General features: G+C 62.5%; 22 protein-coding genes, 2 tRNA genes and 1 other RNA gene. 9 read left to right on the plus strand and 16 right to left on the minus strand.

Annotated elements, in window-relative coordinates; genetic code table 11:
- Positions 1-137: 137 nt before the first annotated feature.
- The 4 genes from VIE67_RS13550 (at position 138) to VIE67_RS13565 (ending at position 4,479) form a co-directional block, all read left to right on the plus strand.
- Positions 138-1,133 carry a DUF58 domain-containing protein gene (locus VIE67_RS13550; protein ID WP_332026976.1) on the plus strand — a complete coding sequence of 332 codons (996 nt, stop codon included), beginning with the start codon at positions 138-140 and terminating at the stop codon, positions 1,131-1,133.
- Positions 1,130-3,088 (plus strand): transglutaminase TgpA family protein, encoded by a 1,959-nt coding sequence (locus tag VIE67_RS13555; protein ID WP_332026977.1) that lies wholly within the window; start codon positions 1,130-1,132, stop codon positions 3,086-3,088. The genes VIE67_RS13550 and VIE67_RS13555 overlap by 4 nt, the downstream gene beginning before the upstream one ends.
- Before the next feature lie 134 nt (positions 3,089-3,222).
- Positions 3,223-3,777, plus strand: coding sequence for a Slp family lipoprotein (locus VIE67_RS13560; RefSeq protein ID WP_332026978.1), 555 nt, complete (start codon positions 3,223-3,225; stop codon positions 3,775-3,777).
- A 78-nt stretch (positions 3,778-3,855) separates the two neighbouring features.
- A complete protein-coding gene (locus VIE67_RS13565) occupies positions 3,856-4,479 on the plus strand; it encodes a Slp family lipoprotein (RefSeq protein WP_332026979.1) in 624 nt (207 codons plus the stop codon).
- Positions 4,480-4,523: 44 nt separating this feature from the next.
- Here VIE67_RS13565 and VIE67_RS13570 read toward each other — a convergent pair whose 3' ends face one another.
- The 12 genes from VIE67_RS13570 to VIE67_RS13625 form a co-directional block, all read right to left on the minus strand.
- Complete coding sequence (locus tag VIE67_RS13570) at positions 4,524-4,868, minus strand: histidine triad nucleotide-binding protein (protein WP_332026980.1); 345 nt, start codon at positions 4,866-4,868, stop codon at positions 4,524-4,526.
- A gap of 27 nt (positions 4,869-4,895) precedes the next feature.
- Entirely contained in the window at positions 4,896-5,498 is a 603-nt protein-coding gene (recR, locus tag VIE67_RS13575; RefSeq protein WP_332026981.1) for a recombination mediator RecR, read from the minus strand.
- Between the two features lie 102 nt (positions 5,499-5,600).
- Entirely contained in the window at positions 5,601-5,924 is a 324-nt protein-coding gene (locus VIE67_RS13580; protein ID WP_332026982.1) for a YbaB/EbfC family nucleoid-associated protein, read from the minus strand.
- A 113-nt stretch (positions 5,925-6,037) separates the two neighbouring features.
- A complete protein-coding gene (gene dnaX / locus VIE67_RS13585; RefSeq protein ID WP_332026983.1) occupies positions 6,038-7,753 on the minus strand; it encodes a DNA polymerase III subunit gamma/tau in 1,716 nt (571 codons plus the stop codon).
- A 218-nt stretch (positions 7,754-7,971) separates the two neighbouring features.
- An RNA gene (gene ffs / locus VIE67_RS13590) (signal recognition particle sRNA small type) lies at positions 7,972-8,068 on the minus strand.
- Between the two features lie 16 nt (positions 8,069-8,084).
- A tRNA-Ser gene (locus VIE67_RS13595) sits at positions 8,085-8,177 on the minus strand.
- A gap of 284 nt (positions 8,178-8,461) precedes the next feature.
- The gene (locus VIE67_RS13600; RefSeq protein WP_332026984.1) at positions 8,462-8,893 is read right to left on the minus strand and encodes a molybdenum cofactor biosynthesis protein MoaE; all 432 of its coding nucleotides are present in this window, start codon (positions 8,891-8,893) and stop codon (positions 8,462-8,464) included.
- A gap of 18 nt (positions 8,894-8,911) precedes the next feature.
- Complete coding sequence (locus VIE67_RS13605) at positions 8,912-9,151, minus strand: MoaD/ThiS family protein (protein WP_332026985.1); 240 nt, start codon at positions 9,149-9,151, stop codon at positions 8,912-8,914.
- Entirely contained in the window at positions 9,148-9,654 is a 507-nt protein-coding gene (gene moaC, locus VIE67_RS13610; RefSeq protein ID WP_332026986.1) for a cyclic pyranopterin monophosphate synthase MoaC, read from the minus strand. The genes VIE67_RS13605 and moaC overlap by 4 nt, the downstream gene beginning before the upstream one ends.
- A gap of 104 nt (positions 9,655-9,758) precedes the next feature.
- Complete coding sequence (moaA, locus tag VIE67_RS13615; protein WP_414707371.1) at positions 9,759-10,769, minus strand: GTP 3',8-cyclase MoaA; 1,011 nt, start codon at positions 10,767-10,769, stop codon at positions 9,759-9,761.
- Between the two features lie 39 nt (positions 10,770-10,808).
- A complete protein-coding gene (locus VIE67_RS13620; protein WP_332026988.1) occupies positions 10,809-11,576 on the minus strand; it encodes an MBL fold metallo-hydrolase in 768 nt (255 codons plus the stop codon).
- Positions 11,576-12,355 carry a 3-deoxy-D-manno-octulosonic acid kinase gene (locus VIE67_RS13625; protein ID WP_332026989.1) on the minus strand — a complete coding sequence of 260 codons (780 nt, stop codon included), beginning with the start codon at positions 12,353-12,355 and terminating at the stop codon, positions 11,576-11,578. Before VIE67_RS13625 ends, VIE67_RS13620 begins: the two co-directional genes overlap by 1 nt.
- A 69-nt stretch (positions 12,356-12,424) precedes the next feature.
- On the opposite strand from VIE67_RS13625, the gene VIE67_RS13630 reads away from it, so the two are divergent.
- The gene (locus VIE67_RS13630; RefSeq protein ID WP_332026990.1) at positions 12,425-13,492 is read left to right on the plus strand and encodes a glycosyltransferase family 9 protein; all 1,068 of its coding nucleotides are present in this window, start codon (positions 12,425-12,427) and stop codon (positions 13,490-13,492) included.
- 25 nt (positions 13,493-13,517) lie between these two features.
- Here VIE67_RS13630 and VIE67_RS13635 read toward each other — a convergent pair whose 3' ends face one another.
- From VIE67_RS13635 to VIE67_RS13645, 3 genes are all read right to left on the minus strand, one after another.
- Complete coding sequence (locus VIE67_RS13635) at positions 13,518-15,080, minus strand: adenylate/guanylate cyclase domain-containing protein (RefSeq protein WP_332026991.1); 1,563 nt, start codon at positions 15,078-15,080, stop codon at positions 13,518-13,520.
- Between the two features lie 76 nt (positions 15,081-15,156).
- Positions 15,157-16,452, minus strand: coding sequence for a S41 family peptidase (locus VIE67_RS13640; RefSeq protein WP_332026992.1), 1,296 nt, complete (start codon positions 16,450-16,452; stop codon positions 15,157-15,159).
- Between the two features lie 16 nt (positions 16,453-16,468).
- Positions 16,469-16,879, minus strand: a complete 411-nt coding sequence (locus VIE67_RS13645; RefSeq protein WP_332026993.1) for a DUF6165 family protein — start codon at positions 16,877-16,879, stop codon at positions 16,469-16,471.
- Positions 16,880-17,049: 170 nt separating this feature from the next.
- On the opposite strand from VIE67_RS13645, the gene VIE67_RS13650 reads away from it, so the two are divergent.
- Positions 17,050-17,139 (plus strand) — tRNA-Ser (locus VIE67_RS13650).
- A gap of 168 nt (positions 17,140-17,307) precedes the next feature.
- On the opposite strand, the gene orn is transcribed toward VIE67_RS13650, so the two are convergent.
- Positions 17,308-17,874, minus strand: coding sequence for an oligoribonuclease (gene orn, locus VIE67_RS13655; RefSeq protein WP_332027008.1), 567 nt, complete (start codon positions 17,872-17,874; stop codon positions 17,308-17,310).
- Between the two features lie 219 nt (positions 17,875-18,093).
- Between orn and VIE67_RS13660 the strand changes: the two genes are divergently transcribed.
- The 3 genes from VIE67_RS13660 (at position 18,094) to VIE67_RS13670 (ending at position 25,988) form a co-directional block, all read left to right on the plus strand.
- Positions 18,094-20,157 carry a heme-binding protein gene (locus VIE67_RS13660; protein WP_332026994.1) on the plus strand — a complete coding sequence of 688 codons (2,064 nt, stop codon included), beginning with the start codon at positions 18,094-18,096 and terminating at the stop codon, positions 20,155-20,157.
- Position 20,158: 1 nt separating this feature from the next.
- Positions 20,159-21,991: a hypothetical protein gene (locus VIE67_RS13665; protein WP_332026995.1), complete on the plus strand. Its 1,833-nt coding sequence runs from the start codon at positions 20,159-20,161 to the stop codon at positions 21,989-21,991.
- A 196-nt stretch (positions 21,992-22,187) separates the two neighbouring features.
- Entirely contained in the window at positions 22,188-25,988 is a 3,801-nt protein-coding gene (locus tag VIE67_RS13670) for a multiheme c-type cytochrome (protein WP_332026996.1), read from the plus strand.
- The last annotated feature ends 52 nt before the right edge of the window (positions 25,989-26,040 follow it).

Below are 26,040 nucleotides of genomic sequence, written 5' to 3' on the forward strand. Positions count from 1 at the left end.
CGAGATCGGGGTGCTGGGCGCCGGTCCGGAATGAGGCCCATAGCCGAAGCTATGGGCCGATTGAGGATCAAGCGCAGCGCCGCGAGACCCAGCGAGCTGCTTTCGATTCCTCTGTTACAGGCCGCTAGGCGAGCCCGTTGCGCGCCGCCTTCGCCAGGCGCTGGTCCGATCTGCTGGTCCTTGCGGAGCGCCGGCTGCCCGCGCTCACGCGCCTGAAGCGGCCGGAAACGCTGCCGGCCATCCTCAACCGTCACCGTATCTACGTATTGCCCACGCGCTTCGGCCTGGTCTTTTCGCTGATGCTGCTGGTGATGATGATTGGCGCGCTGAACTACAACAACAACCCCGCCGTGCTGCTGACCTGCCTGCTCGGCGCGGCGGCGTATCAGAGCGTGTTCCAGGCATTCGCCGCGATCAACGGGCTCGAACTGCATGCGCTCAAGGCGCAGCCGTGCAGCGCCGGGGATACTTTGCAACTTTCTATCATTTTCCACTCGGGTGCATCCGCGCGCCGCGGTTTGCGCCTGCGCCGCGAGAAGGCATTGGCCGGCGACGCGGAAATCGTATTCGATACCGGCGCGAATGAAACCAAAGCGATCAAGGCCGAACTGCCAACGTTGCGACGTGGCTGGCAGCCGGTCGGACGCATCCGCGTGTTCAGCGAGTATCCGTTCGGCCTGTTCCAGGTGTGGAGCTGGCTCAATCCGGATTTCCAGGCCTTGGTCTATCCGCGCGCCGAGGCCCATGCGCCACCGCTCCCGCAAGCCGGTGGCGAGGCGCAGACAAGAATTCAGCACAGCGCGGGCGACGACCTGGCAACGCTGCGCGACTATCGTCCGAGCGATCCGCGCCGGCACATCGCCTGGAAGGCCAGCGCGCGCCACAACACGCTGCTGGTCAAGGAATTCGAGCAGCAGCGTGGGCACGAGACCGTACTCGACTGGTACGCACTCGACGGGTTGGATTATGAAGCGCGCATCGCGCGTATCGCGGCGTGGGTCGGACGCGCCGAAGCGGCGCAGACACCGTACCTGATCGTGCTGCCGCACACGCGCATCGGACCGGCTCTGGGTGCGGAACACCGACATGTTTGTCTGCGTGAGCTTGCCCTGATGCCCGAGGTGGCAACGTGAGCGGATCGCGGGCCCCCACGCTGAACGCACGCCAGTTCAGCCTGGTCTGCGCCAGCGTGCTCGCCGCCGTGTTGCCGCATATGTCGTGGCTGCCACTCTGGCTCACTGCACTGATGCTGGCGTTGCTCGCCGGCCGCTGGTTGCAGCGCCAGCGCGACACCCGGCGCATTCCGACATGGATCCGCCTGCCGCTGGTGGTCCTGTTCCCGCTGCTCGTGATCGTGCACTACGGCAATATCTTCGGACGCGAGCCCGGCGCTGCGCTGGCGTGCGCGATGATCGTGCTCAAGCTGCTGGAGACCGAGACACGGCGCGACGCGCGCGCGGCGGTCTGCTTCGCGAGTTTCGTGTTGATGAGCGCCCTGCTGTTCAACACCGACCTCTCCCTGACCCTGCTCCTGCTCGGCGCGCTCGCCTTGCTGCTGGCGACACTGCGCGCACTTGATCCGCGCCCCGCAGATGCACCGATCGCCGCGTGGCGCCCCGCGCTGCTGCAGGAATTGCGCGCCGGCGCCTTCGCACTGCTTGCCGCCATGCCGCTCGCCCTGTGCGCGTTCGTGTTTTTCCCGCGCCTCGACGCACCGCTGTGGCGCACGCCCGGCGACGATATCGGACGCACCGGCGTTGGCGATTCGATGGCGCCGGGCTCGATCCAGCAATTGTTGATCGACGACAGTCCGGCGTTCCGCGTTGGCTTCGACGCGGCTCCGCCGCCGCGCGCGCAACTGTACTGGCGCGGCCCGGTGCTGACCGATTTCGACGGCACGACGTGGAAGCGGCGCGATGCCGGCGTGGCCCGTCCGAATCCGGACCCGGGCGGCGCCACGACCACACGCTACGAAGTCACGCTCGAACCCACCGACAAACCCTGGCTGTTCGCGCTGGACCTGCCGCTCGATGCGCCGGCTGACGCGTTGCGCGGCAACGACATGACGCTGATGCGCCGGCGCCCGGTCAACGAACTGCTGCGTTATCGCGCCAGCTCAATCCTGCATTACCGGTTTGGCGCGAAATTGAATGCGGCACAGCGCAACGCCGCGCTCGCCCTGCCGGATGGTTTCGACCCACGCAGCGTCGAGCTTGCGCAAGGCTGGCGACGCGACCTCGGCAACGACGACGCGATCGTGCGCGCCGCGCTGGATCTTTTTCACAACGCATTTTTTTATACCTTGTCGCCACCACCACTAGGCCGCGATTCGATCGACGACTTCCTGATTTCGACCCGGCGCGGCTTCTGCGAACACTATGCCGCGGCGTTCGTGTTCCTGATGCGCGCGGCCGGGATTCCAGCGCGTGTCGTCACCGGCTACCTCGGCGGCTATTTCAATGCAGTCGGCGACTATCTCATCGTGCGCCAGTCCGATGCGCATGCCTGGGCCGAAATCTGGCTCGACGGCAAGGGCTGGACGCGCATCGATCCGACCGCTTCGGTGAGTCCGCAGCGCATCGAACTCGGCGCGCGGGCTGCGGCCGCCGGCGCGGGCGCGCGCTGGTATCAGAGCGACTGGATCGTGGGCGTGCGCAACCAGTTCGATCTGATCAATCGCGGCTGGAACAGCATCGTCGTGCAGTTCAATGCGCTGCGTCAGCAAAGCCTGCTCACCCCGTTCGGCGTCGACAAGGCCGACTACGCGACCCTGATCTGGGCGCTGATCGGATCGAGCAGCGTGCTGCTGTGCCTGATCGCTCTGTGGGTGATGCGCCAGCCGCGCCGCCGACTCGACCCACTGGATGCGGCCTACGACATGCTGTGCCGCAAACTCGCGCGCGCCGGTGCGGTGCGCGCGCCTGCCGAAGGCCCGCGCGACTACGCCGCGCGCGCTGCGCGTCACGGCTCGGCACAGGCCTTGTTGAGCGACTATGTCAGCCTGCGCTACGCCAGTGCGTTTCCATCGGGCGAGGCCATTGCCGCCTTTGCGCGCGCGGTGCGCCGGATGCCTGCGCCGCGAATCTGAACCTGGAGCAGCCACGCGCCTGAATCGATCCTGATCCTTTGCAAATTTTTACAGCTTGCCTGCCTTTGCGCGGGATTAGAATGCAACGCAACGAGTCGCAGATTCGTCTACATACATAGATTCGGAGATTCGCCATGCGCCACATCACGACAGCCATCGCTTCGACACTGGCCATTGCCGCCACGGCCCTGCTCGCTGGCTGCGCCACGGTTCCCGCGCCGCTCGCGGGCGACAACTTCACGCCGGTGACGCCACAGCAGGCGGCAGGTCAGGCTGCCAGCGGCCAGCGCGTGCGCTGGGGCGGTGAGATCATCAGGGTCGAGCCGCGCCCGAATGCGACCTGCTTCGAAATCCTCTCGCGCGAACTCTACGCCGACGCGCGCCCGAACCGACGCGACCACAGCGACGGTCGCTTTATCGCCTGCAAGCAGGGTTTCTTCGACCCGGCCGTGTACGACAAAGGTCGCGATATCACCGTAGTCGGCGCGATCAGCGGCAGCGAGAAGCACAAGGTCGGCCAGTACGATTATACATTTGCAAAAGTGGACGCCGATGAGATCTACATGTGGCCCAAGCGCGCCGCTTACCCAGCTGGCTACTACGATCCGTTCTGGGGCCCGCGGGCGTACGACCCATTCTGGGGCCCGGGCTGGGGTTGGGGCGGTTACTACGGCTGGCGCCGCTGGTGATCGTGTAATCGATTGCGCATGCCACGGCTCGCTTGCAACGCCGTGGGAACTCACAAACCGGTCGCTGGAGGATTCGCCATGCGCAACTCGATCAGGATTTTCGCTTTCGCGTCCACCTCGGTGCTTTGCGCATGCGCGACCACGCCACCTCAATTGCGTGGCGACTTCGCAGACATAACGCCCATGCAAGCTGCCACCAACAGATTCGCGGACTCGCATGTGCGCTGGGGAGGAATCATCGTCGGCTCGCGTGGGACCGACGCCGGAGCATGTCTGGAAATTGCCGCCTTTCCGTTACAGCCTGTAACGATGCAACCGATCGACTCAGCTTCCATCATTTTGCGGCATAGCGCCGGCATACCCAGATTTCTTGCATGCGGAACGCCAACAGCCGACCGCAATACCTACTACAACGGCAGAGAAGTATCCCTCACCGGAGCGATTGCATCCGCGTACACGTATGAAGTGGAGTCCGCTGACTGCAATTCTCGTCACCGACCGAGCGTGGCCGAAACAGAAGCCAATGCCGACTATTCGGGTAGCGCGCGTGTGAAGCTCGGGGACAAGTGCTTTATTTCCCTACCCACACTCAATGTCGAAACGGCTTACGCCTGGACTAGAGGGCCACGCTCCTTCGACGCATCGCGCCCAGGCGACGGTGGTCCGATTCTGGCCCCACCTGCGGTGCCAACCGCGCGCTGAAAGCGGACCCGCATCGGCATAGTTCCGTCGCAGCGATCGTGGAGTTATCCGGGCGGCCAATGCATCTGCCTGCCTGCAAGCAAGTGCAGATGGATGTGGTACACGGTCTGTCCGCCATCCTTGTTGCAATTCATCACCAGGCGATAGCCGTTGTCGGCGAAGCCCTGTGCTTTCGCCCAGCCCATTGCGGCGAGGAATAACTTGCCGATAACAGCCGCGTCCGCGGCGCCGAGATCGTTCAGGGTTGCGAACGCTTTTTTCGGAATGAACAACACATGCACCGGCGCCTGCGGATTGATGTCGCGGAACGCCAGCACGTCGTCGTCCTCGTAGACGATATCGGCGGGAATTTCGCGGCGGATGATCTTGCCGAACAACGTGTCGCCCATATCCCTCTCCTGCGCTTCAACGAGAAATCAGTCGCTCAATAGCTGCCTGCCGGCGAATGCATGCGCGAGCGTGCCGCGATCGATGAATTCGAGTTCGCCGCCGAGCGGCACGCCGTGCGCAAGGCGCGTGGCGCGCACGTTCGCCTGACGCGCGATCTGCGTGAGCAAATGCGCAGTCGCTTCGCCTTCGACGGTCGGATTGGTCGCCACGATCAATTCGTGCACTTCGTTTTCCGCCAGCCGCGCCGCGAGCAGATCCAGGCCAAGTTCCTTTGGTCCCATGCCATCGAGCGGCGACAGTCGGCCGAGCAGCACGAAATAGCGTCCGCGATAGCCGGTCGCCTGTTCCACCGCGAGTTGATCGACCGGCGTTTCGACCACGCACAGTAGCTGCGCATCACGCTGCGGATTGGCGCATAGCGCGCAGATGGGATCTTCGCTGAAGGTGCGGCAGCGCGAGCAGTTGCCGATGCGCTCGACCGCCGTCGCCAGTCTGTCCGCGAGCTTTTTTGCACCGGCACGATCGCGTTCGAGCACATGAAACGCCATGCGCTGGGCGGTCTTTGCGCCTACGCCGGGCAGGCAGCGCAGCGCGTCGATCAGGTCGTTCAACAGGGGCGATGAGGACATGGGATTGGAAGAAGTCAGCGGTGAGCGGTTGGCGGCTTGGAGGTCAGCGATAGATTGCGCGAGTTGATCTTTCCGCTTACCACTGACCGCTTACACCATCTGCTAGAACGGCAACTTAAAATCGGGTGGCAGATTCATCCCACCAGCGACTTCGCTCATCTGCGCCTGACTCGCGGCGGCGACCTTGTTCACTGCATCGTTGAACGCAGCGGCGATCAGGTCTTCGGTCATTTCCACATCGTCGGTCAGCAGCTTGCGGTCGATCGCGACGCGGCGCACTTCATGGCGGCCGTTCATGACCACGCTGACCACGCCGCCGCCGGATTGGCCGGTCACTTCGATCCTGGCGATTTCTTCCTGCGCGCGCTTCAGGTTCTCCTGCATGCGCTGCGCCTGCTGCATCAGTTGCGCCATCGGTCCGCGCATGATCGGTTCCTCGTGAAATGTTGTGTCAAAACAACTAGCCGCAAAGAGCGCGGAGTATTTTCTGATTTTGCGTCCTTTGCGCTCTTTGCGGCCAATCCGCTTTTCAAGCATCGCTACTTGTTCGGTCGTACCGATTCGGGAATCAGCCGCGCATCGAAATCGCGGATCAGCGCCTGCACGATGGGATCGTCGCTCATCGCCTGCTCGGTCGCCTGCTGCCGCGCCGAGCGCTCACGCCCGGCGATTTCCGCAGGCGCTTCCGGCGACTGCGCGGTGGCGGATTTTTCGAAGCGCACTTTCAGCGCGCGCCCGAGCACCATGCCGAGCTTCTCTTCCATCGTCGCGACCAGGGTCGGCGCATTGAAATGCTCGTGCTGCGGCTTCAATGCAAGGCGCACCACGTGCTGCTCGATCGCAATCAGCGTGCTGTGCAGGGCGAGTTGGCCCACCGGGCCCTTCAAACCCGCCGCTTCGATCAAGCCGCTCCAGTCGCCGGTATCCACGAGCACCGCAGGCGGCGCAGCTGGAATCGACGCATTCGACGTTCCGTTCGTTGCAATAGGCGTTTCGTTTGCGGGGCGCGACTCAGTTACGCCGGCACGCGAGGATGATTTGGAACCCGTCGACTCGGCCGCAACCGGCGGCGATTGCACGATCGTAGCTTGCGTCGTCGCGGGAGCCGCAGCGCGCACTGGGCTTGGTGTCTGGGCAACACGTGCCGGCATCGCGGGCCGTTCATTCGCTGCGGCCGGACGAAACGCGAGCATGCGCATCAGCGTCATTTCAAACCCGGCGCGTGTCGTCGGCGCCAACGGCAGATCGCGGCGTCCGATGATGGCGAGTTGATAATAAAGTTGGGTTTCTTCGGGCGAGAGTGCCGCTGCAAGTGCATCGATGCCGGAGTCGCCGGATTCTTCGGCCGAGACGTAATCACCGACCAATTGTTTCAGCTGCACGCGATGCAAAGCTCCGGCGAGTTCGTCGAGCACGCCGGCAAAATCCGGGGAAAATTCCGCCAGCCGATCGACCTCGGCCATGAGCTTTGCGCCGTCGCCGGAATGCACGGCATGCAACAGCGCATGCACTTGACCGCGCTCGATCGTGCCGAGCATCGCGCGCACTTCCGTCGCGCGCACCGCGCCTGCGCCGTAGGCGATCGCCTGATCGAGCAGGGACAAGCCATCGCGCAGCGAACCGTCTGCGCCGCGTGCGAGTTCGGTCAGTGCCTCGGCTTCGAATGCAATCTTCTCCGCATCGAGAATGCGCCGCATCTGGCCGTTGATCTGTTCGGGCAGCAGTCGCTTCAGGTTGAACTTGAGGCAGCGCGACAACACCGTCACCGGCAGCTTCTGCGGATCGGTGGTCGCCAGCAGAAACTTCACATGCGGCGGCGGCTCTTCCAGCGTCTTCAACAATGCGTTGAACGCCGACTTGCTGAGCATGTGCACTTCGTCGATCAGATACACCTTGAAACGACCGCGCGACGGCGAGTACTGCGCGTTCTCGATCACCTCGCGCACATCGTCGACGCCGGTATTGCTGGCTGCGTCGATCTCGATCATGTCCATGAAGCGTCCTGCATCGATGTCGACGCAGGCGCTGCATTCACCACACGGATTCGACGACTCGCCGCGTTCGCAATTCAGCGACTTGGCGAAGATGCGCGCGATGGTCGTCTTGCCGACACCACGCGTGCCGGTGAACAGAAACGCATGGTGCATGCGTTGCGTATCGAGCGCATTGGACAGCGCGCGAACGACGTGTTCCTGTCCGACCAGTTCGGAAAACCGCTTCGGCCGCCATTTGCGTGCGAGGACTTGATAGGACATGCGTCAGGAGATGGGAGCAGAAGTCATGAGGACAAGATGGGATTGTCTCAAGTTGCGCAGTCAGGGGCCAGCGGTTGACATCTGAATTTTTCAGTTCGTCATCCTGGCGCAAGCCGGGATCCAGTTCTTGATCCAGCCTTCATCACCTGGTGGGAAGAACTGGATTCCAGCTTGCGCTGGAATGACGGCGCCAAACCGCACGACTTGATAGGTGGCAGTCCCGCCAGCTACATCCCGGCACCCGAATCATTCACTACCGTTGCTGCCTTCCGGCCCTGGCGGGGTTTGCAAACTATCGTCGCGAGAGAACCAACGGGACCGCCATTGAAACTGGCGGAGAGAGCGGGATTCGAACCCGCGAAGCGGGTATAAGCCGCTTACACACTTTCCAGGCGTGCTCCTTCAACCGCTCGGACACCTCTCCACACACAAAAACCATCTTGCTGCCCGACGTCCATGCGGGATTGCTCGTCGCGTCCTTGCGAGTCGCCCCTCGCTTTCGCTCAGGGCCAGCCTTCGGCTGTCCAATTCGTTCCGGACGAATTTGTCGAACCCGCGAAGCGGGTATAAGCCGCTTACACACTTTCCAGGCGTGCTCCTTCAAGCGCTCGGACACCTCTCCGCACCCTTGAGGGGTCGCGCAGAATACAGGACACCGCAACCCCAAACAAGCAAATCCGGACAAACGGAACAGCCAATGTGAGGGACTCACTCGACCGGCGTGTTGTCCGGGTGCAACCAACCCGACTCGCCCTCGGCATAGTGCTCGTTCTTCCAGATCGGCACGCGCCGCTTCACTTCGTCGATGATGAAGCGGCAGGCGTCGAATGCCGCGCCGCGGTGCGCGGCACTGACACCGACCCAGACCGCAAGATCGCCGATGGCCAGCGCGCCGACGCGATGCGCGCAGCGCGCGTCGACAATCGCAAAACGCGCGCGCACCTCGGCCAGGATGCGCTCGCCCTCCGCTTGCGCGAGCGGCGCGTAGGCCTGGTAATCGAGCCGGCTGACGGCGCGGCCATCATTGTGGTCGCGTACCCAGCCTTCGAAACTCACGCTCGCGCCAGCTGCGCCACTCGCCAGTTCGCGCGCGAGGCCAGCGACATCGATCGGTCGTTCGGCGAGCGAGAAATGGCTCATCGCAGTTTTGCCATGCCATCAGCCACCGGAAACCGGCGGCAGAAAAACGATCTCGTCACCGTCGCTGAGCGGGTGATCCCAAAGTGCAAAATCGCCGTTGATCGCGACGCGCAGGCGATCCTGAGCCAATGAGAAGCCGTGCCTTGCGCGCAATTCCGCGTACAACACACTCGCTTCGGCTGCTGCGGAGTCCACTCGTTCAGCGTCGCAACCGGCCTGATCACGCAGCGAGGCGAAGTACAGCACCCTGAAATTCATGCAATCACTTTGCCCTTGCGCACCAGACGCTTGCCGCCGGATTTTTCGACGAGACGCAAATCGGCGATCACGATCTCGTGCGACAGCGCCTTGCACATATCGTAGACCGTGAGCGCCGCGACGCTGGCGCCGGTTAGTGCTTCCATCTCGACGCCGGTCTTGTGCGAAACGGCGACTTCGCAGCGTATCGCCAGTTCGCTATCGGAAACGAATTCGATCGCGAAATCACAGCGCTCGATCGCCAGTGGGTGGCAGAACGGAATCAGCTCGTGGGTGCGTTTGACCGCCAGCGTACCGGCGATGATCGCGGTATCGAGCACCGGACCTTTCTTCGCGCGCATACCGCCGGCGCGCAGGGACCGGGCAACCTTCGCGGGGAAACGGACGATGACCTGTGCTATCGCGCAGCGCGCCGTCACGACCTTGCTGCCGACATCGACCATACGCGGGCGGTTTTGCGCATCGATGTGGGTCAGTGCTTCTTGCTTGTCATTCCGGCGCAAGCCGGAATCCAGTGACTTTGCTTTACGTCCAAGAACCACGCTGGATTCCGGCTTGCGCCGGAATGACGAACCAAAATCCTTTGCTTGACCGGCAGGCTTTTTCATCAACCGCCTACCGCGAACATTTCCACATGTTGGGTCTCGCCCTGCGCGCGCAATTGCGCGCGTTGTTCACTGTAGCGATCCGCACGCTGCTGCCAACGCGATGAAATCAAGGCCGCGAGTTCCTCGTCGCTGGCTTCGTCGCGCAGCGGCCCGCGCAGATCGTGTCCGCTGCGCGCGAACAGGCAGGTATACAATTTTCCGTCCGCCGACAGACGCGCGCGCGCGCAATCGCCGCAGAACGGTTGCGAGACGGAACTGATGAAACCGATCTCGCCTGCGCCATCGACGAAGCGATAGCGCTCGGCGACCTCACCGCGATAGTTGGCTTCGAGCCCGGCCAGCGGCCAGCGCGTGCCAATGCGCTCGATCAGTTCCGCGCTGCGCACGACGGTCTGGTTGTCCCAGTGGTTGACCGTGCCGACGTCCATATACTCGATGAAGCGCACGATATGCGGCGTGCCGCGAAAACGTTCGACGAGGTCGAACACCTGCATGTCGTTGATGCCGCGCATGACCACGCAGTTGAGCTTGATCTGACCAAAACCGGCGCGCTCGGCAGCGGCGATGCCGTCGAGCACTTCGCTCACCTCGCCGCGCCCGCCCGACAGCGTGCGAAAGGTCTCTGCATCGAGCGTATCCAGCGACACAGTCAGGCGCTGCAGACCCGCATCGCGCAGGGCTTGGGCGAATTTCGGCAGCAACACGCCGTTGGTGGTCATCGCGATATCGTCGACCTGCGGAATCCGCGCCAGCTGCTGCACCAGTTGCGGCAGATCGCGGCGCAGCAGCGGCTCACCGCCGGTCAGACGCAGCTTGCGCACGCCGAGGCTGACGAACGCGCGCGTGAGGCGATCGATCTCCTCAAAGCGCAAGCGCTGGTCCTTGCTCAGGAATACATAGTCCTGTGCGTACTGGTCTTCCGGCATGCAGTACGGACAACGGAAATTGCAGCGATCGATGACCGAGATGCGCAGATCGCGCAGCGGCCGCGACAATGTGTCGCGCGGCATCGGGATAACCTGTACTGGAATATTACCGCCCATCGCTGCTCAGGTCTTTGCTTGCGCCAATACGATATCGGGATGCGGCGCCGGCAATGCAATGCGCTCATCGCGCCGCGCCACGCGATAACCGCGCGCGGTGATTGCCGCAGCGTCCGCGACGCTATTGTAATGGTAGATCAGCAGACGCGAGCGCAGTTCCGGCGGATATTCGCGTTCCAGATCATCCAGACCGGTGTGCGAAGGATTGCCTTGCAGCCCGCAATCATGAGCCACCAGTTCGCCGCTGCGCGCGTACTGCGCGAGCATTTCCGGAATCGGCCGCGTATCGCCGGTCCACGCGAATGTGCCGCGCAAGGCGAACCCAAACGACGTCATCGGCAAATGATGACGCGTGGCGAATACGTCGAACCACAGACCTGCGTGCCAGAACCCGCGCGACAGCGCGACAAGCTGGAATGCATCCCAGAAATTCGCGCCACCCTCGGCGAGCACGTTCGGATAATCGGCCACACGCGCCTGCAGATGCGGCACCAGAGCCGCATGCGCGTAGATGCGCACATGCCCTTTCAGTGCCGGATCGAAATAGGCGCGATAGAACAGGCGCTCCAGTCCGCCGACATGATCCATATGCGTGTGCGTGATGTAGATCGCGCGCGGCGCCGCATTGTATACATCGAGGTAACGGGTCAGGGTTTCCGGACCGCAATCGATCAGCAACAGTGGCTCGCCGTCGCGTTCGAGCACCGCGCCGGACGATCCGAGATCGACCGCTGCCGCCGAGCCGACACCGAGAAAACGCAGGCTCAGTTGCATCAGTGCGCACCCGCGGTCTTCGTAGCAGCGTGGTCGAGGCCGTGTTCATAGGCCACCATCAAGGGCTGCCAGATCCTGCGCTCGAACGCCGCTTCGCCATCTGGCGCAGCGCCAAGCTTGAGCAGGGAACGCTTGAGACGCGCGAGATTGGCAAGCTGCCAGGCGCGCTGCGGCGCACGCAACTCGCCGCGATCGAAATCGACTACCCAGACCGTGCTCGGATCCAGCAATACGTTATGCGCGTTGAGATCGGCGTGATCGGCGCCCACGGCATGCAGGCGCGCAATGGCCGTGCCGACATCCTGCGCGACGCGCGCATCGAGCGGCTCGCGCACCAGACGTTGCGCCAGGGTCTGTGCATCGGCGATCTGCAGCGTGATCAGATCGGCACGGTAATGCACGCCGATGCGGCGGTAGCGTGCCGCCACCGGACGCGGCACGTGCAAGCCGCGCCGCGCAAGCTCGGCAAGCAGCCGGAATTCGGCGAAACTGCGCGTCTGCTGCGCACCGCTCCACAGATAGCGGTCACCCATCACGCGCGCCACCATGCCGCCGCGGCGGTAGTGGCGCAGAACCCAGTTGCCATGCGCTGTCTGCGCATAGGTGACACTGCCGCGGCCAGCGGACTCGGTCGTCGCAAGGCCGCGCCCGCTCCAATACCCGGGCTCGAACCAGTCCGCCTCGAACGCGCCAGCTTGTCGCACGCACGCGTTATCGAACAGAATCGCGCCGTCGCCGGTGGTCTGTTGACGTATCTCGATGGCATCCACTTTGGCCATGAGGTTGCAGAGTGCCGCCTCTCCCGCCCTGTAAGGGTTGCAGTCTAACAAGCCTGAGTTCGAAGCCCAATGCCGGAAACCGAGTTTTCCATCGACCATCCGCCGCAATCGCTGTGCCTGCTGCGCACCTCGGCGCTCGGCGACGTGACCCACGTGGTGCCGATGATCCGCACCCTGCAGGCGCGCTGGCCGGATACCAGGCTCACATGGATCGTCGGCAAACTCGAGTCGCGCCTCGTCGGCGATCTGCCTGGTGTGGAATTTCTGGTCTTCGACAAGGGCGCAGGCTGGCGCGGGTTTCGCGATCTGCGCGCGCAGCTGACCGGCCGCCGCTTCGACGCCTTGCTGCATATGCAGGTCGCGCTGCGCGCGAACGCGGCCAGCGCGCTGGTGCATGCGCCGCTGCGCATCGGCTACGACGCGGCGCGCGCGAAGGATCTACACGGCCTGTTCGTGAATCGACGCATCGCCGCACGCAGCGGCGAACATGTACTCGATGCGATGGCGAGTTTTCTCGAACCGCTGGGTCTGCACCAGACCGAAGTGCGCTGGGATATACCGATTCCGCCCGAGGCCGAAGACTTCGCCGCCCGGCATCTTGCCGGCGAGGCGCGCACTTTGCTGGTCAGTCCCTGCTCCAGTCACGTGCTGCGCAACTGGCAGGCACAGCGCTACGCAGTGATGATGGATCACGCTGCGACTCAGGGCTGGCGTGTTGTGCTCTGCGGCGGTCCGAGCGCTTTCGAGCGTGATTTTGGTACGGCGATTGCGGCAAAGTGTAAAAGTCCACCGCTGGATCTGATCGGCAAGGACACGCTCAAGCAGTTCCTCGCCTTGGCGCGCCGCGCAGACTTGGTCCTGAGCCCGGATTCCGGTCCGATGCATATGGCCAACGCGGTCGGCACGCCGGTACTCGGTCTGCACGCGGCGAGCAACCCCGCGCGCTCGGGCCCCTACTCCGAGCGGCGCTGGTGCGTGGACCGCTACGATGCCGCCGCGCGCAAGTTCCGCGGCAAGCCGGCCGCGGCGCTGCCCTGGGGAACCAAGCTCGAATATCCGGGCGCGATGGAGCTGATCGAGACCGAAGCCGTGATCGAACGCTTCGACGCGTTTGCCGCGCATACACGCAACATGTGAATGGATTCACCCTGCGAACGGCTGTTTACGATCTCCTGGATAGTGTTTCGAGCGCCCGCTGCAGCACGCTGCGAATGTGCTCGGTCTCACGCGCGTCGACCATCGTCGAGTCGAGATAAAAATCGAGCCCGGCCGTGTGCTCGCTGAAAATCGCGCTCGCCTTGCCTGCCGCATCGAGCAGCCCTTCGACCACATACGGAATGATTTCGCGACTGATGCCCTTCATTGTGATCGGCGGCAACGGACGTGCCGACAGGATGCCGCGCACGAGCGCATACGTCTCATAGCGAATCATGAGTTGTCCAGGTTCCGCAATTTGTTGCAGCCGCGCCGCCAGATTCGCTTCCGCGCCGATGATCGTGTAGTCCATGCGGTCGGCGCTGCCGAAATTGCCGACATTGCAGAAGCCGGTGTTGATGCCCATGCGCACGCGGAACGGATATTCCACGCCTTCGTTGCGCCATTTGGTATTCAGCTCGGCAACGCGATGCTGCATCTCGATCGCCATGCGCACGCAGGCTTTCGCGTCTTCCGCCTCGCCCTTGCTTTCCAGATCGCCGAAGAAAATCAGCATTGCGTCGCCGACGAACTTGTCGATCGTGCCGCCGTACTTCAGCGCGATGGCCGACATCTCGGTGAAATATTCGTTGAGCAGCAGCGTGATCTGCTCGGGCTGCAACCGCTCGGTGGTGGCGGTGAAATCCTTGATGTCGGAAAAGAAGATCGTGAGTTTCTTGCGCTCGGTATGCACGACGACGTCGCGCTGCCCGCTGAAAATGCTCTTGTAGATTTGCGGTGAGAGATAGCGCGAGATCTTGATCGACAGCGAGGCGAGGAAATCGTTGGCGGTCTCAAGTTCGCCATTCATCGCGGTGATCTGTGCGGCCTGACGCCGCTGCAACAGAAGGAACGTCGCCGCGGTGGCCGCCATCAGGACGAAATACATCAGCAGATACTTGAACGAGAAGATGTTGGCCGCGAAAGGCTGGGTGATGCTCACTTCCTGGATACCGCGCACATCGCCGACCTTCCAGTCCTGCTTGGGACTTTCCGGATGCGTGTTGTGGCAAGCCACGCACGCCGCGCCCATGACGATCGGTTCGACCGCGCGCACGCGAACGCTGAACAGCGAATTCTCCACCTCGCGCAGCGACGCGAGTGGCTCCGCGCGCAACGCCGTCAGGGCGTGCTGCTCGAACGCGTCCAGGTCATGCGGCGCCCGATTCTTGAACGGATAGTCCGATACGAAGCGGTAATCGATACTCTTTTGCTGCTCGCTGATGACCTTGCCGAGTTCGAGAGAAAGCGTTGCCGGTATCGGAATGGCTCCAGGCACCGACTGGTAATCGTTGGTGACCTTGGTCGACCCGGGCGACGCGAGCACGCGGCTGACGACATTCTTGGCGTAATAACTGCGCACGCTCGTGATCACTGAATTCAGGTCGTCGGCCTGGCGGCGAAGCGCGTTCTCGGTGAGATTGTGCACATCCAGCCAGACGGTGAAAGGCAACCCGAGCAACAGAACGATGACGATCGCAGTCAGCGCGAGCCCGTGCGCTCGGCTGTTTGTAGGGCGGGTATTTGGCATGATTTATCCCGAATGACGCATGGTGCGCGCGAATTCAGCGGACGTCGGCCTGGAATGATCGTATCGGCCGATTGTCTCATTCCTTTGGCAATAGTGCGCCTGCCGCCGCGGCATCCAGCGATTGTCCTGCAAACTTGAAGGCTTGCGCCAAGGCGGGGTCGCGACCTGCCGCCAGATCCTCGGCCGTCGGCAGAACAATGAAATCTGGAGTAACCCCTTTCTTTTCGAGGCGCCCGCCGTCGGACATGATTACATCGGCTGTCGTTACCAGGGCGCCATAAACGATGACGTTCTCGCCGTGACTCACGAGTAGAGGGTTGTATTGGGCGGTCATCACTGCGCCCGCGGTGCGGTCCCCGATCACGGTTCCGCGCTCGATCAGTTGCACCGTGCGCGCGAACAGTTCAGAAGCCGAGGCGGACTCGGCATCGACCAGCACAAATACTCGCCCGGCGAATGCATCTTTTCCAACACCCTTGGCGAGGAGCGGCGTGGTGTGCCCGCGCTCCTTCAAGGATCCGATGGCTACGTCCTTTGCAGAGAGACCGCCGAGGAGTGCCTGCAAGGCCACCACGGGCCCTCCCCGATTGCCGCGCAGGTCAAGAATCAGCGTCTCGTAACCGTGCGCACGATGCAAAATCTGGCGGATTGCGCTCTCATCAATGGCAAACGTAGGCAACCGCACAAAAAGAACCTGCTTGCCCACTTCAACCGTCACAGGTTGCTGTTCGCGCGATTCCTTGGCCCGCTCATCGTTGATGCGCGCGATATCCCAGCTGCTGTCCGCACCGGTGAGCGCCACGACCCTCTTTCGCTGACGCACCTCGGCCGCCAGATCGAGTTCGCGCGCGGCGCCCTTGGAGGTCGCCAACTCCACATGCAGCCCAGGCTGGGGACGCAGCATCCGGAACAGATATTCAAGACGCCAAAAGCTCTCGCGCGTCGGACGATAGCCATTGACGGTTTTTACCGCGTCGCCTCGCGTGACGCCTTGACGGGCTGCGTCGCTTCCCGGTTTTACGCGCACCACGTAGCAGGTCTCACCGACCATTTCCATGCTCCACCCGTAGTCAACCACGGTTGTCTGCCAGGGCGGAACAAAGAATGTATGCGAGTCATCCAATTCCAATACGAACTGGGCGATGGCAGCGAACGCCTCGCCGATCGACGTTGCCTTCGCGATCCGCGTCTTGGCAACTTCGGCGTTGGCAGCCATGTCGATCCCCTTGAAAGCCGGATCAAAATACTTCTGCTCGATCTCGAGTCGCACATCACGCAGCATGGTGTACGCATGGTCGCGGTCCGATTCACGAAAATCGGCAGCCGATACCAGCGGTGTCGCCAGAGCCGCCACCAGAAACAGCAGGATCATTCCGAATCTCATATCGTCATCGCACCGGTTTGGGGATTCGGTAGTCCTGATACGACTTCTCTTCCACAAGCTTCGAGCCCAGCTTGAGGTTGATCGCACGCTTCACCGCCGCGCGCTCGTCGTTGCGGAAATAGACCGAACGCGCCAGTTCGATGAATTCCGCATCGAACGCCTGCGCTTTTTCCTTGAGGCGGATGCGATCCTCGATATCCCACAACGCTTCGTTCACCGCTTTCAACTGCGCGCGCTCGGTGTCGATATCGATGCGCGAGGCCGGATGCGCGTTCCAAGTGCTGTTGAGCAGGTCAAGTTCGGTACGCACGTTGGCGAGCTTGGCGGCGTCGTGGATCTGCGCGGACTTGATTTCGAGGATCGTGATTTTGTCGATCAGCTCGCCGATGGAAATGGGGGTGGAAAGTTCGGTCATGCGCGTGCTCAAGGAAACAAGAGCACGCAGTTTAGCGAACTTGGTCAGGGTGAGATGACCCGTCCCGTCCCGAGACTCAGCCTTCGCGCTGCGGCGTCAGGCAAAGTTGTAACTTGCCCGCGTCGCCCGTATCATGCGCGGCCTTCGATCGACCGATCGACGCATCTTCTGGAGAGGTGGCAGAGTGGTCGATTGTACCTGACTCGAAATCAGGCGTACGTGTGAACGTACCGTGGGTTCGAATCCCACCCTCTCCGCCAGACACAGTGGGGCCATTGGCCCCATTTTTTATGCGCATTTTTTGTGTCTGATCGTCATGGGTTGCTGTACGAACCCAAAGTCACGGGGGTTCGACAAAATCATCCGGAGCGGATCTTGGATAGCCGGAGGCTGGCCCGAAGCTCCTGCCCACACACTTCCGCAGCCCTTCACCCCTCGCCCGCAAGCACGCCCATGAAACGGCGGTAGTAGCGCAATTCCTCGATCGAGTCGCGCACATCCGACAGCGCGGTATGCGTGGATTCCTTGTTGAAGCCCTTGTACACCTCCGGCGCCCAGCGCCGCGCGAGCTCCTTGAGCGTCGACACGTCGAGGTTTCGATAGTGGAAAAAACGCTCCATGCGCGGCATCAGCCGGTGCAGGAAGCGGCGATCCTGACAGATGGAGTTGCCGCACATCGGCGACTTGCCAGCCGGGACCCAGCGCGTGAGGAAATCCATCGTTGCGGCCTCGGCCGTCGCGATGTCCACGGTCGAGTCGAGTACCCGTTGCCACAGTCCGCTCTTGCCGTGCTGATGGCGATTCCATTCGTCCATTGCTTGCAGCCGCTCAAGTGGATGGGCGATGGCAAACTCGGGGCCATCAGCCATAATATTCAATGACTTATCGGTTATTACGGTAGCTATTTCGAGAATCGAATCCTGATCGGTATCGAGTCCGGTCATTTCCAGATCAATCCAGATCAAATGGTCTTCATGCGGGATCGGCTCAGTCATCGTTGCAACGCTTCGGGCGACGCCGAACGATACCACCAGGCGCCGATTTTCGCAGGTACAAGCACAGGCGAGGGTATTCGTGGTGCGTTATGGGCCGCGCGGCATTGCAGCACACCCAACGCGCAGCGGCTGCGTTATCATCAATCTCGGGGAAGGCAGCCGCAGCGGACAGCTACAGTGCGGATGGCTACATTCGATTCGCGTTCGGAGGGAGATGCGATGCGGAATGCACGACTGCTCTGGTTGTTCTTCGCCACTTCGCTGACGCTGGGCGCGTGCAGTGGCGGCAGCAATTCGGGCAGCTCCGTGGGTACCTCGCCACCCCCGCCGCAAACGACACCCGATTCCGGCTGCACGGGTTCGTGCGCGAACGCCTCGTCCTTCCTCACCCAGGCCGATGTGCAGACGGTGATCGCGCAAGCGGCCGCCGAAGCGCAAGCGCAGGGCAAGCCCGCAGTCATCGCGGTAATCGATCGTGTCGGCAATGTGCTCGCCGTCTACAAGATGACGGGTGCGCCGCCGCTGACAACCATAACCTCGCAGCGCGGCGTGAGCGGCGGCCTGGAAAACCTGCAAGTACCCAGCGAGCTTGCTGCGATCGCCAAGGCCGTGACTGGCGCCTATCTGTCGTCCGAAGGCAATGCGTTCACTACGCGCACCGCAAGTCAGATCGTGCAGGAGCATTTCAATCCGGGCGACCTGGGTACGCCCGCGGGACCACTGTTCGGCGTGCAGTTTTCGCAACTGCCCTGCTCCGACCTCTCCCGCCGCTTCAGCGCCGGTGTCGGCGCGGGGCCGCACCGGTCGCCGCTCGGATTGTCTGCCGATCCGGGCGGTTTCCCATTGTATAAAAGTGGAACCCCGGTCGGCGGGATCGGCGTGAGCGCCGACGGCATCTATGGCCTGGACGCGAATGTCGAGGACAAGGACCGCAACATCGACGAATTCATCGCGATGGCCGGCACCTATGGCTACGGTGCGCCGACCGATCGCCGCGCCGACACGATCACCGCCGGCGGCATCACGCTGCGTTTTTCCGACGTGGAATACGCAGGCCTTGCAGTTTCGCCAGCGAGCGCGCCACCCTATTCCGCACTGACCGGCACGCTGATGCGAGTGCCGGGTTATCACGACGGCACTGCGATTCTGGCGGGCACTGCATTCGGGCAGACAAGCTCCGGCATCCGCCCGGATACAGGCCTGTATCCCGGACTCGATGCCTTTGTGCTCGACGACGGCAGCGGCAACAACCGCTATCCGCCGATTGCGGGGACCGACGGTAGCAATGCGCTGACAACGGCCGAAGTGCAAACGCTGATGCAACAGGCGCTCACGATCGCCAATCGCGCGCGCGCTCAGATTCGCAATCCGCTCGGCAGCCAGGCACGCGTGTCCGTTTCGATCGTCGACACCAACGGCGTCGCGCTCGCGATCGCACGCACGCGCGACGCGCCGGTGTTCGGCACGGATGTTTCGCTGCAGAAGGCGCGCACCGCCGCCTTCAATTCCGGCGCCTACGCGGCTGGCGATCTCGCGGCAGCCATAGCGCCGACGCCACTCATGACGATAGCCGCCGCCGATTATCTTTCCGATGCAGTGGACGCCGGCGCTGGAACTGTTTCGCTCACTACGGTTGCAGTCAGTCATCTGAGCGATTACGTGACTCGCGTGCGCAGCTTTCTCGGGTTGCCTAATGCGCTCGGCGATGGCGCGATTGCGTTCACCGACCGCGCCGGTGGCAATCTGGCGCGACCGTTCTACCCGGACGGCGTCGACGGCAATCCGCCCGGACCTTTCAGTTTTCCGCCGGCACAATGGAGCCCGTTCAAGGACGGCCAACAGCTGGATCTGGTTTACAACCGCCTTGCGCTGCATCTGGCGTTCTATCTGCAAAACGTGCCGCTGCCTGCGCCGGTGAATCATTTCAGCGTGTCGCTCAACGGCACGACGTTACCCGCGCTCGGCGACGTCGCGCAAAACTGTACGGGTATACCGCGCCTGCCGAACGGCATCCAGATCTTCCCCGGCAGTGTGCCGATCTATCGCGGCAGCGTCCTCGTCGGCGGCATCGGCGTCTCCGGAGACGGTGTGGATCAGGACGACATGGTCAGCTTTCTTGGCCTGTACAACGCCGGCGTCGCGCTGGGCGGCAAGATCGCCAACGCGCCAGCAGCGATGCGCGCGGACCAGCTCGCGCCGCAGGGAAGCCATCTGCGCTACGTCGAATGTCCGCAGGCACCATTCCTCGACAGCAACGACGCCAACGTCTGCGAGGGCAAGTGACATGCGTTCGTCAACCCGCCAGCAACGCATCCATCACGCCGCCCTGCTCGCCGGCATTGCCACATTTTCCACAATGGGAAATATTCAAGCGCAACAGAGCGCTCAATTGGCGACGGACTGGCTGGAGTTGATCGGCGTGCTGCCTGCACCGACCTACGACCCTTACACGTCGCAGATTCCGCGTCGGCGTCCGGGCCATCCCTACGAGCCGCTGCCGGAATTCACAATACAGAATCCCGACGGCGTGGCGCCGGCGCCGGTCGATCAGGCCGGTGCGTTTCTGCCGGTGCCGGATCGCTGGCGCATCATGGAGACCCTCGGCTTCAAGTTTCCGCTGAGCGACCCGTACAACCAGAACGTGCTCAAGGGCGACAAGCCGATCGACGGCAAGGATCATTTTCTCGCTCTGAGCTTTATCTCCGACAGCTTTCTGAAAGCGCAGAGCGTGCCGACGCCGGTCGGTCCGCAGGGCACCGGCCGCGCCGGCGAGCTTGATGTGCTCGGCCATATCGGTCAGTCCGCTTTCGTGCAGAACTTCATCGCCAGCGCGGACTATTACAAGGGCGATACCACATTCAAACCGCCCGAGATCGAATACAAGGCGACGCTCGCGTTCAACTACAACCGCGTGAACACCGACGAGGCGCGCGCACTGCAGATCGATCCGCGCCTCGGTACCGATCGCGACGACGGCTTTATCGGCGTGCAGGAACTGTGGGTCGACAAGCATTTGCGCGATCTGGATTCGCGCTACGATTTCGACAGTCTGCGCGTCGGCATCCAGCCGTTTTCCACCGATTTTCGCGGCTTCCTGTTTCAGGACAGCGAGCCGGGCATCCGTCTGTTCGGCGACCGCGACAACAACCGCTGGCAATACAACTTCGCCTATTTCCGCCGCCTGGAAAAAGATCTCAATTCCGGACTGAACGACATCACCAGGTCGCCACGCCACGACGACATCCTGCTCGGCAACGTGTATCGCCAGGATTTCCCGTGGACCGGCTTCACCTCGCAGGCGACCGTCGTCTTCAACCACAACAGCGACGGCCGTTTCTATGACTCCAACGGCTTCATCGAGCGGCCCGCGGCGATCGGCCTGCAACTGCCGCGCAGTTATGACGTCACCTATCTCGGTTACAACGGCGACGGCCACATCGGCCGCGTCAACCTGACCGCATCGGCCTACTACGCCATCGGCCACCAGTCGCACGGTATATTTGTGGAAGAATCCACTAGCATCCGTGCCGGCTTCCTCGCCGCCGAAGCGTCGATGGACTTCGACTGGATTCGCGTGCGCCTGTCCGGCGCCTACGCGAGTGGCGACAAGAACGCCTACGACAACCGCTCCACCGGCTTCGATGCGATCTTCGAAAATCCGATTTTTGCCGGCGCCGACACCAGCTACTGGATCAGCCAGGGCATTCCGCTGATCGGCGGCGGTGGCGTGGCCCTCGTGCAACCGAACGGCATGCTGCCGGACCTGCGCACGTCCAAGGAACAGGGCCAGTCGAATTTCGACAATCCTGGCCTGCGTCTGATCGGCCTCGGCGCCGACTTCGACCTGACACCCACCTCGCGCGTATCCGGTAATCTCAACGAGCTGTGGTTCGACAACACGGCGACGCTGGAAGCGCTGCGTCAGCAGGCCAATATCGGTCGCAACATCGGCACCGACGCCTCGGTCGCGTGGATCTATCGGCCGTTCTTCACGCAGAACATCGTCGTGCGCCTTTCAGGCGCGGCACTGTTGCCGGGATCCGGTTTCAAGAGCCTTTACGGCACGGATCACTCGGTCTACTACTCCGTGCTGGCCAACGTGATTGTGACCTATTGAGAACGCAGCCATGACGAATGCGAAATGGGTCATCACTGCTCGTCATTCCAGCGAAAGCTGGACTGCGAAGGCAGGATGCCGGAGCGAACATCCGCGCAGCGGATGGCCCGAAGGGCAAACTGCGGATGCAGTTTGTAATCCAGTTTTTTCTTTTGACGCTTACAGGAGCAAGAGCTGGATCCCGGCTTTCGCCGGGATGACGGCATTGTGTCTTGTATCGCTACTCTGTCATCCGGTAAATGCCAGCGAAGAAGAAAAACCCGTCGAGCGCACCTACACCGCAGCGCCCGCTGCGCCCGCGTTCCAGACTTGGGACGACGCGCACCGGAAATCCGCGGGCTGCGTGTCCTGCCACACCAAGTCCGATCGCAAGACCATGCATGCGAACGAGGCGGTCGTGCTCGGCTGCACCGATTGCCACGGCGGCGATGCGAACGTCGTTGCGCCGCCAGGCAACGCCTACTCCGCGGACGATCACCACGATGCGCGCGACTGGTCGAGCGAATACCGCGCGAGCATGGACAAAGCGCATGTGTTGCCGCGTTATCCGCAGAACTGGGCGACCAGCGCGCACCCGCAGCGCAGCTATACGCAGTGGCTGAAGGAAGCGCCCGAATTCGTGCGCTTCATCAATCCGGGCGACCTGCGCGCCGCGACCGAGGCCTGCGGCGCTTGTCACCTGCCGGCGATTCAGGCCAATCAGAAGAGCCTGATGGCCAATGCCGCGATGTTCTGGGGTGCGGCCGCGTACAACAATGGAATTCTGCCCTACAAGCATTCGGTACTCGGCGAGGCTTATACACACGATGGCGTCGGCGCAACCACCGACAGCCAGATCGAGCCGGATGCGAACATGCAGAAACACGGCATCCTGCCGAAACTCCAGCCGATGCCAACCTGGGAAACGACGCCGCCCGCCGACGTCTTCCGCGTGTTCGAGCGCGGCGGGCGCAATATCGGCACCGTATTCCCGGAAATCGGCCTGCCGGACGAGGCCGGTCTGATCCAGCGTCTGGAGGAACCCGGCCGACCCGATCTGAAGCAATCCAATCGCGGTCCCGGCACCGGTCAGCGTGTAGCCATCCCGGTGTTGAACCTCGTCAAGACGCGACTCAACGATCCGTTCATCTGGATGCCCGGCACCAACGACAATCCGGGTGACTACCGCTCGTCCGGCTGCTCGGCCTGCCACGTGATCTATGCCAATGATCGCGATCCTTATCATTCGGCGATTTACGCGAAGTTCGGCAACACCGGCACTTCGCAGCAGGTCGATCCGACGATACCGAAGAACGAATCCGGCCACCCGCTCAAGCACGAGTTCACGCGCCAGATTCCGACCAGCCAGTGCATGATCTGCCACATGCATCAGCCGAACATGTTCATCAACACGATGCTCGGCTACACCATGTGGGACTACGAGTCCGACGCGCCGTCGATGTGGCCTGCACAGCAGAAATATCCGACCGATGAGGAGCAGCACAAGATTCTCGAGCGCAATCCCGAGGAGGCGGCGATCCGCGGCAAGTGGGGCGACGTGGACTTCCTGAAAGACGTATCGCTGCTCAATCCGCAACTGAAAGACACACAGTTCGCCGACTACCACGGCCACGGCTGGAATTTCCGCGGCGTCTACGCGCGCGATCGCAAAGGCGACTTGCTCGACAAGGACAAGCAGATCGTCGCCGACAACGATCCGGACAAATGGAAGAAAGCCGTGCACCTGCAATCGATCCATGTCGATGCCGGCATGCAATGCGTGGACTGCCATTTCGCGCAGGATGCGCACGGCGACGGATACATGAAAGCCGAAGTCATGGGCGCGGTGGAAGTCCAATGCCAGGACTGCCACGGCACGGTCGACAAGCTGCCGACGCTGAAAACCTCGGGCCCGGCCGCCTCGCCCTACGGCAAGGATTTCCTCTTGATCCGCAATGCGGACGGCAAGAAACGTTTCGAATGGATCGACGGCAAACTGATACAGCGCTCGGCGGTCACGCCGGGCCTGGAGTGGACGATGTCGCTGGTCAAGGACACCGCCGATCCGAAGTCGCCCAAGTACAACGCCAAGGCGACACGCGCGCACGCGATGGCCACGGATCCGTCGACCCAGCATTGGGGCGCCGACGTGCCGAAAGAACAGCGCGCGCACAATGAAGACAAGATGACCTGTTACACCTGCCACACCTCATGGACGACGAGTTGCGGCGGCTGTCATCTGCCGATCCAGGCGAACTGGAAGACCGAGCGGCACAAATACGAAGGTGGCGAGACGCGCAACTTCGCGACCTACAACCCGCAGGTCGCGCGCGACGACATGTTCATGCTCGGCGTGCACGGCGAGATCAAGGATCACAAGATCGCGCCGGTGCGTTCGTCCTCGGCCCTGGTCTTGTCCTCCACGAACATAAACAGGGAAAAAATATACATCCAGCAACCGCCGATTTCCGCGGCCGGCTTTTCCTCGCAGGCGTTCGCGCCGCACTACCCGCACACCGAGCGCAAGACCGAGACCAAGGACTGCGAGGACTGCCATCTGGCCAAGGCCAACGACAACAATGCGATCATGGCGCAGTTGCTGTTGTTCGGCACCAAGTTCATCGACTTTATCGGCTACCACGCATGGGTCGGCGAAGCCGGTGGCGTCGGCGCGGTGCAGGTTACCGAGTGGGACGAACCGCAGGCGGTGATCGGCAGCTATCTGCATAGGTACGCCTATCCGGATTGGTACAAACAACATCAGGATCGTGGTCAGCAATTGCAGACCGCGCACGAGCACAAGGCCGGCGATGCGCAATGCATCCAGTTGCGCGGCGAATATCTCTACGTCGCCGAAGGCGCGAAGGGCATGCGCGTTTACGACGTCGCCAGCGTCGGCAACAAGGGTTTCTCCGAAAAACTCGTCACTGCACCGTTCTCGCCGCTCGGCCAGGACACGCATATCGCCTCGAAGAACGCGACTTGCGTCGTGCTGGCGACAACGCAGCCGGTCGATCCGACGCGCAACCAGAGCGAGCTGATGCAGGGCGCGAATCAGGAACAGCTCATGCATCCGATCTACCGCTACGCCTACATCACCGATGCGGAAGAAGGCCTGATCCTCACCGACATCACCACGCTGAACGACCGCGAACCGCGCAACAATTTCCTCAAGCGCGATCTGACCTGGAACGAAGGCGGCGTGCTCAAGGGCGCGCGCCATATCGCGATCGCCGGCGACACGTTTTATGTGTCGGCCGACGCCGGCATCGTCGCGCTCGACATGCATGATCCGCTGAAGCCGCGGCTTCTGGCGATTGTGGGCGTAGCCGAGCCGCGCGCAGCCCAGGTGCAGTTCCGCTATCTGTTCGCCACGACCAAGGATGGCCTGCATGTCATCGACATCACGCGGCCGGAAACCCCGCGCGACATCGCCCACGTCGCGCTGCGCGATGCGCACAAGGTGCATGTCGCGCGCACCTATGCCTATGTCGCCGACGGCGCCGACGGCATCGCGATCGTCGATGTGACCAATCCCGAGAAACCCTTCGTCTATCAGATGTTCAATGCCGACGGGAAAATCAACGACGCGCGCGACATCGTCGTCGGCACGACCAATGCTTCATTGTTCGCCTATGTCGCCGATGGCAGGAACGGTCTCAAGGTGCTGCAACTGACGAGCCCTGAATCGCAGCCGAAATTTTATGGGTTCAGCCCCGATCCGAAACCGCAACTGATCGCGTGGTATCCGACGAAGAACGCGGCGCTGTCGCTCTCGCGCGGTCTCGAACGCGATCGCGCCGTCGACGAGTCCGGCAACCAGATCGCCGTCTTCGGCCGCATCGGGTCGCGGCCGTTCCACCTCGACGAAATGCAGAAGCTTTATTTGCAAGCCGATGGAACGCCGTGGACGGTGAGTAATTCGATCGGCGCCGCGAAGAGCGCGAAATCATCGGTCGTTGCGGGCGCGCCCGACACGGCGCGGGATACAAAAGCCGGAGCGACGTCGCCAAACTGATGCAGGCTCGGGCGCCTGGCGCTGGCGCCTTGGCAAAGGGCCATCACTGGCT

The sequence above is a fragment of the Rudaea sp. genome (genome assembly GCF_036560865.1).
Classification (GTDB): Bacteria; Pseudomonadota; Gammaproteobacteria; order Xanthomonadales; family Rhodanobacteraceae; genus Rudaea.

Bases quoted from the DNA above. Each gene is read 5' to 3' on its own strand.
- VIE67_RS13600 (WP_332026984.1), bottom strand. From the start codon at position 8,893: ATGAGCCATTTCTCGCTCGCCGAACGACCGATCGATGTCGCTGGCCTC.
- orn (WP_332027008.1), bottom strand. From the start codon at position 17,874: ATGACTGAGCCGATCCCGCATGAAGACCATTTGATCTGGATTGATCTG.
- VIE67_RS13605 (WP_332026985.1), bottom strand. From the start codon at position 9,151: ATGAATTTCAGGGTGCTGTACTTCGCCTCGCTGCGTGATCAGGCCGGT.
- VIE67_RS13630 (WP_332026990.1), top strand. From the start codon at position 12,425: ATGCCGGAAACCGAGTTTTCCATCGACCATCCGCCGCAATCGCTGTGC.
- VIE67_RS13645 (WP_332026993.1), bottom strand. From the start codon at position 16,879: ATGACCGAACTTTCCACCCCCATTTCCATCGGCGAGCTGATCGACAAA.
- VIE67_RS13560 (WP_332026978.1), top strand. From the start codon at position 3,223: ATGCGCCACATCACGACAGCCATCGCTTCGACACTGGCCATTGCCGCC.
- VIE67_RS13565 (WP_332026979.1), top strand. From the start codon at position 3,856: ATGCGCAACTCGATCAGGATTTTCGCTTTCGCGTCCACCTCGGTGCTT.
- recR (WP_332026981.1), bottom strand. From the start codon at position 5,498: ATGTCCTCATCGCCCCTGTTGAACGACCTGATCGACGCGCTGCGCTGC.
- VIE67_RS13665 (WP_332026995.1), top strand. From the start codon at position 20,159: ATGCGTTCGTCAACCCGCCAGCAACGCATCCATCACGCCGCCCTGCTC.
- VIE67_RS13625 (WP_332026989.1), bottom strand. From the start codon at position 12,355: ATGGCCAAAGTGGATGCCATCGAGATACGTCAACAGACCACCGGCGAC.
- VIE67_RS13660 (WP_332026994.1), top strand. From the start codon at position 18,094: ATGCGGAATGCACGACTGCTCTGGTTGTTCTTCGCCACTTCGCTGACG.
- VIE67_RS13670 (WP_332026996.1), top strand. From the start codon at position 22,188: ATGACGGCATTGTGTCTTGTATCGCTACTCTGTCATCCGGTAAATGCC.
- VIE67_RS13620 (WP_332026988.1), bottom strand. From the start codon at position 11,576: ATGCAACTGAGCCTGCGTTTTCTCGGTGTCGGCTCGGCGGCAGCGGTC.
- VIE67_RS13635 (WP_332026991.1), bottom strand. From the start codon at position 15,080: ATGCCAAATACCCGCCCTACAAACAGCCGAGCGCACGGGCTCGCGCTG.
- VIE67_RS13570 (WP_332026980.1), bottom strand. From the start codon at position 4,868: ATGGGCGACACGTTGTTCGGCAAGATCATCCGCCGCGAAATTCCCGCC.
- moaA (WP_414707371.1), bottom strand. From the start codon at position 10,769: ATGCCGCGCGACACATTGTCGCGGCCGCTGCGCGATCTGCGCATCTCG.
- VIE67_RS13580 (WP_332026982.1), bottom strand. From the start codon at position 5,924: ATGCGCGGACCGATGGCGCAACTGATGCAGCAGGCGCAGCGCATGCAG.
- dnaX (WP_332026983.1), bottom strand. From the start codon at position 7,753: ATGTCCTATCAAGTCCTCGCACGCAAATGGCGGCCGAAGCGGTTTTCC.
- VIE67_RS13640 (WP_332026992.1), bottom strand. From the start codon at position 16,452: ATGATCCTGCTGTTTCTGGTGGCGGCTCTGGCGACACCGCTGGTATCG.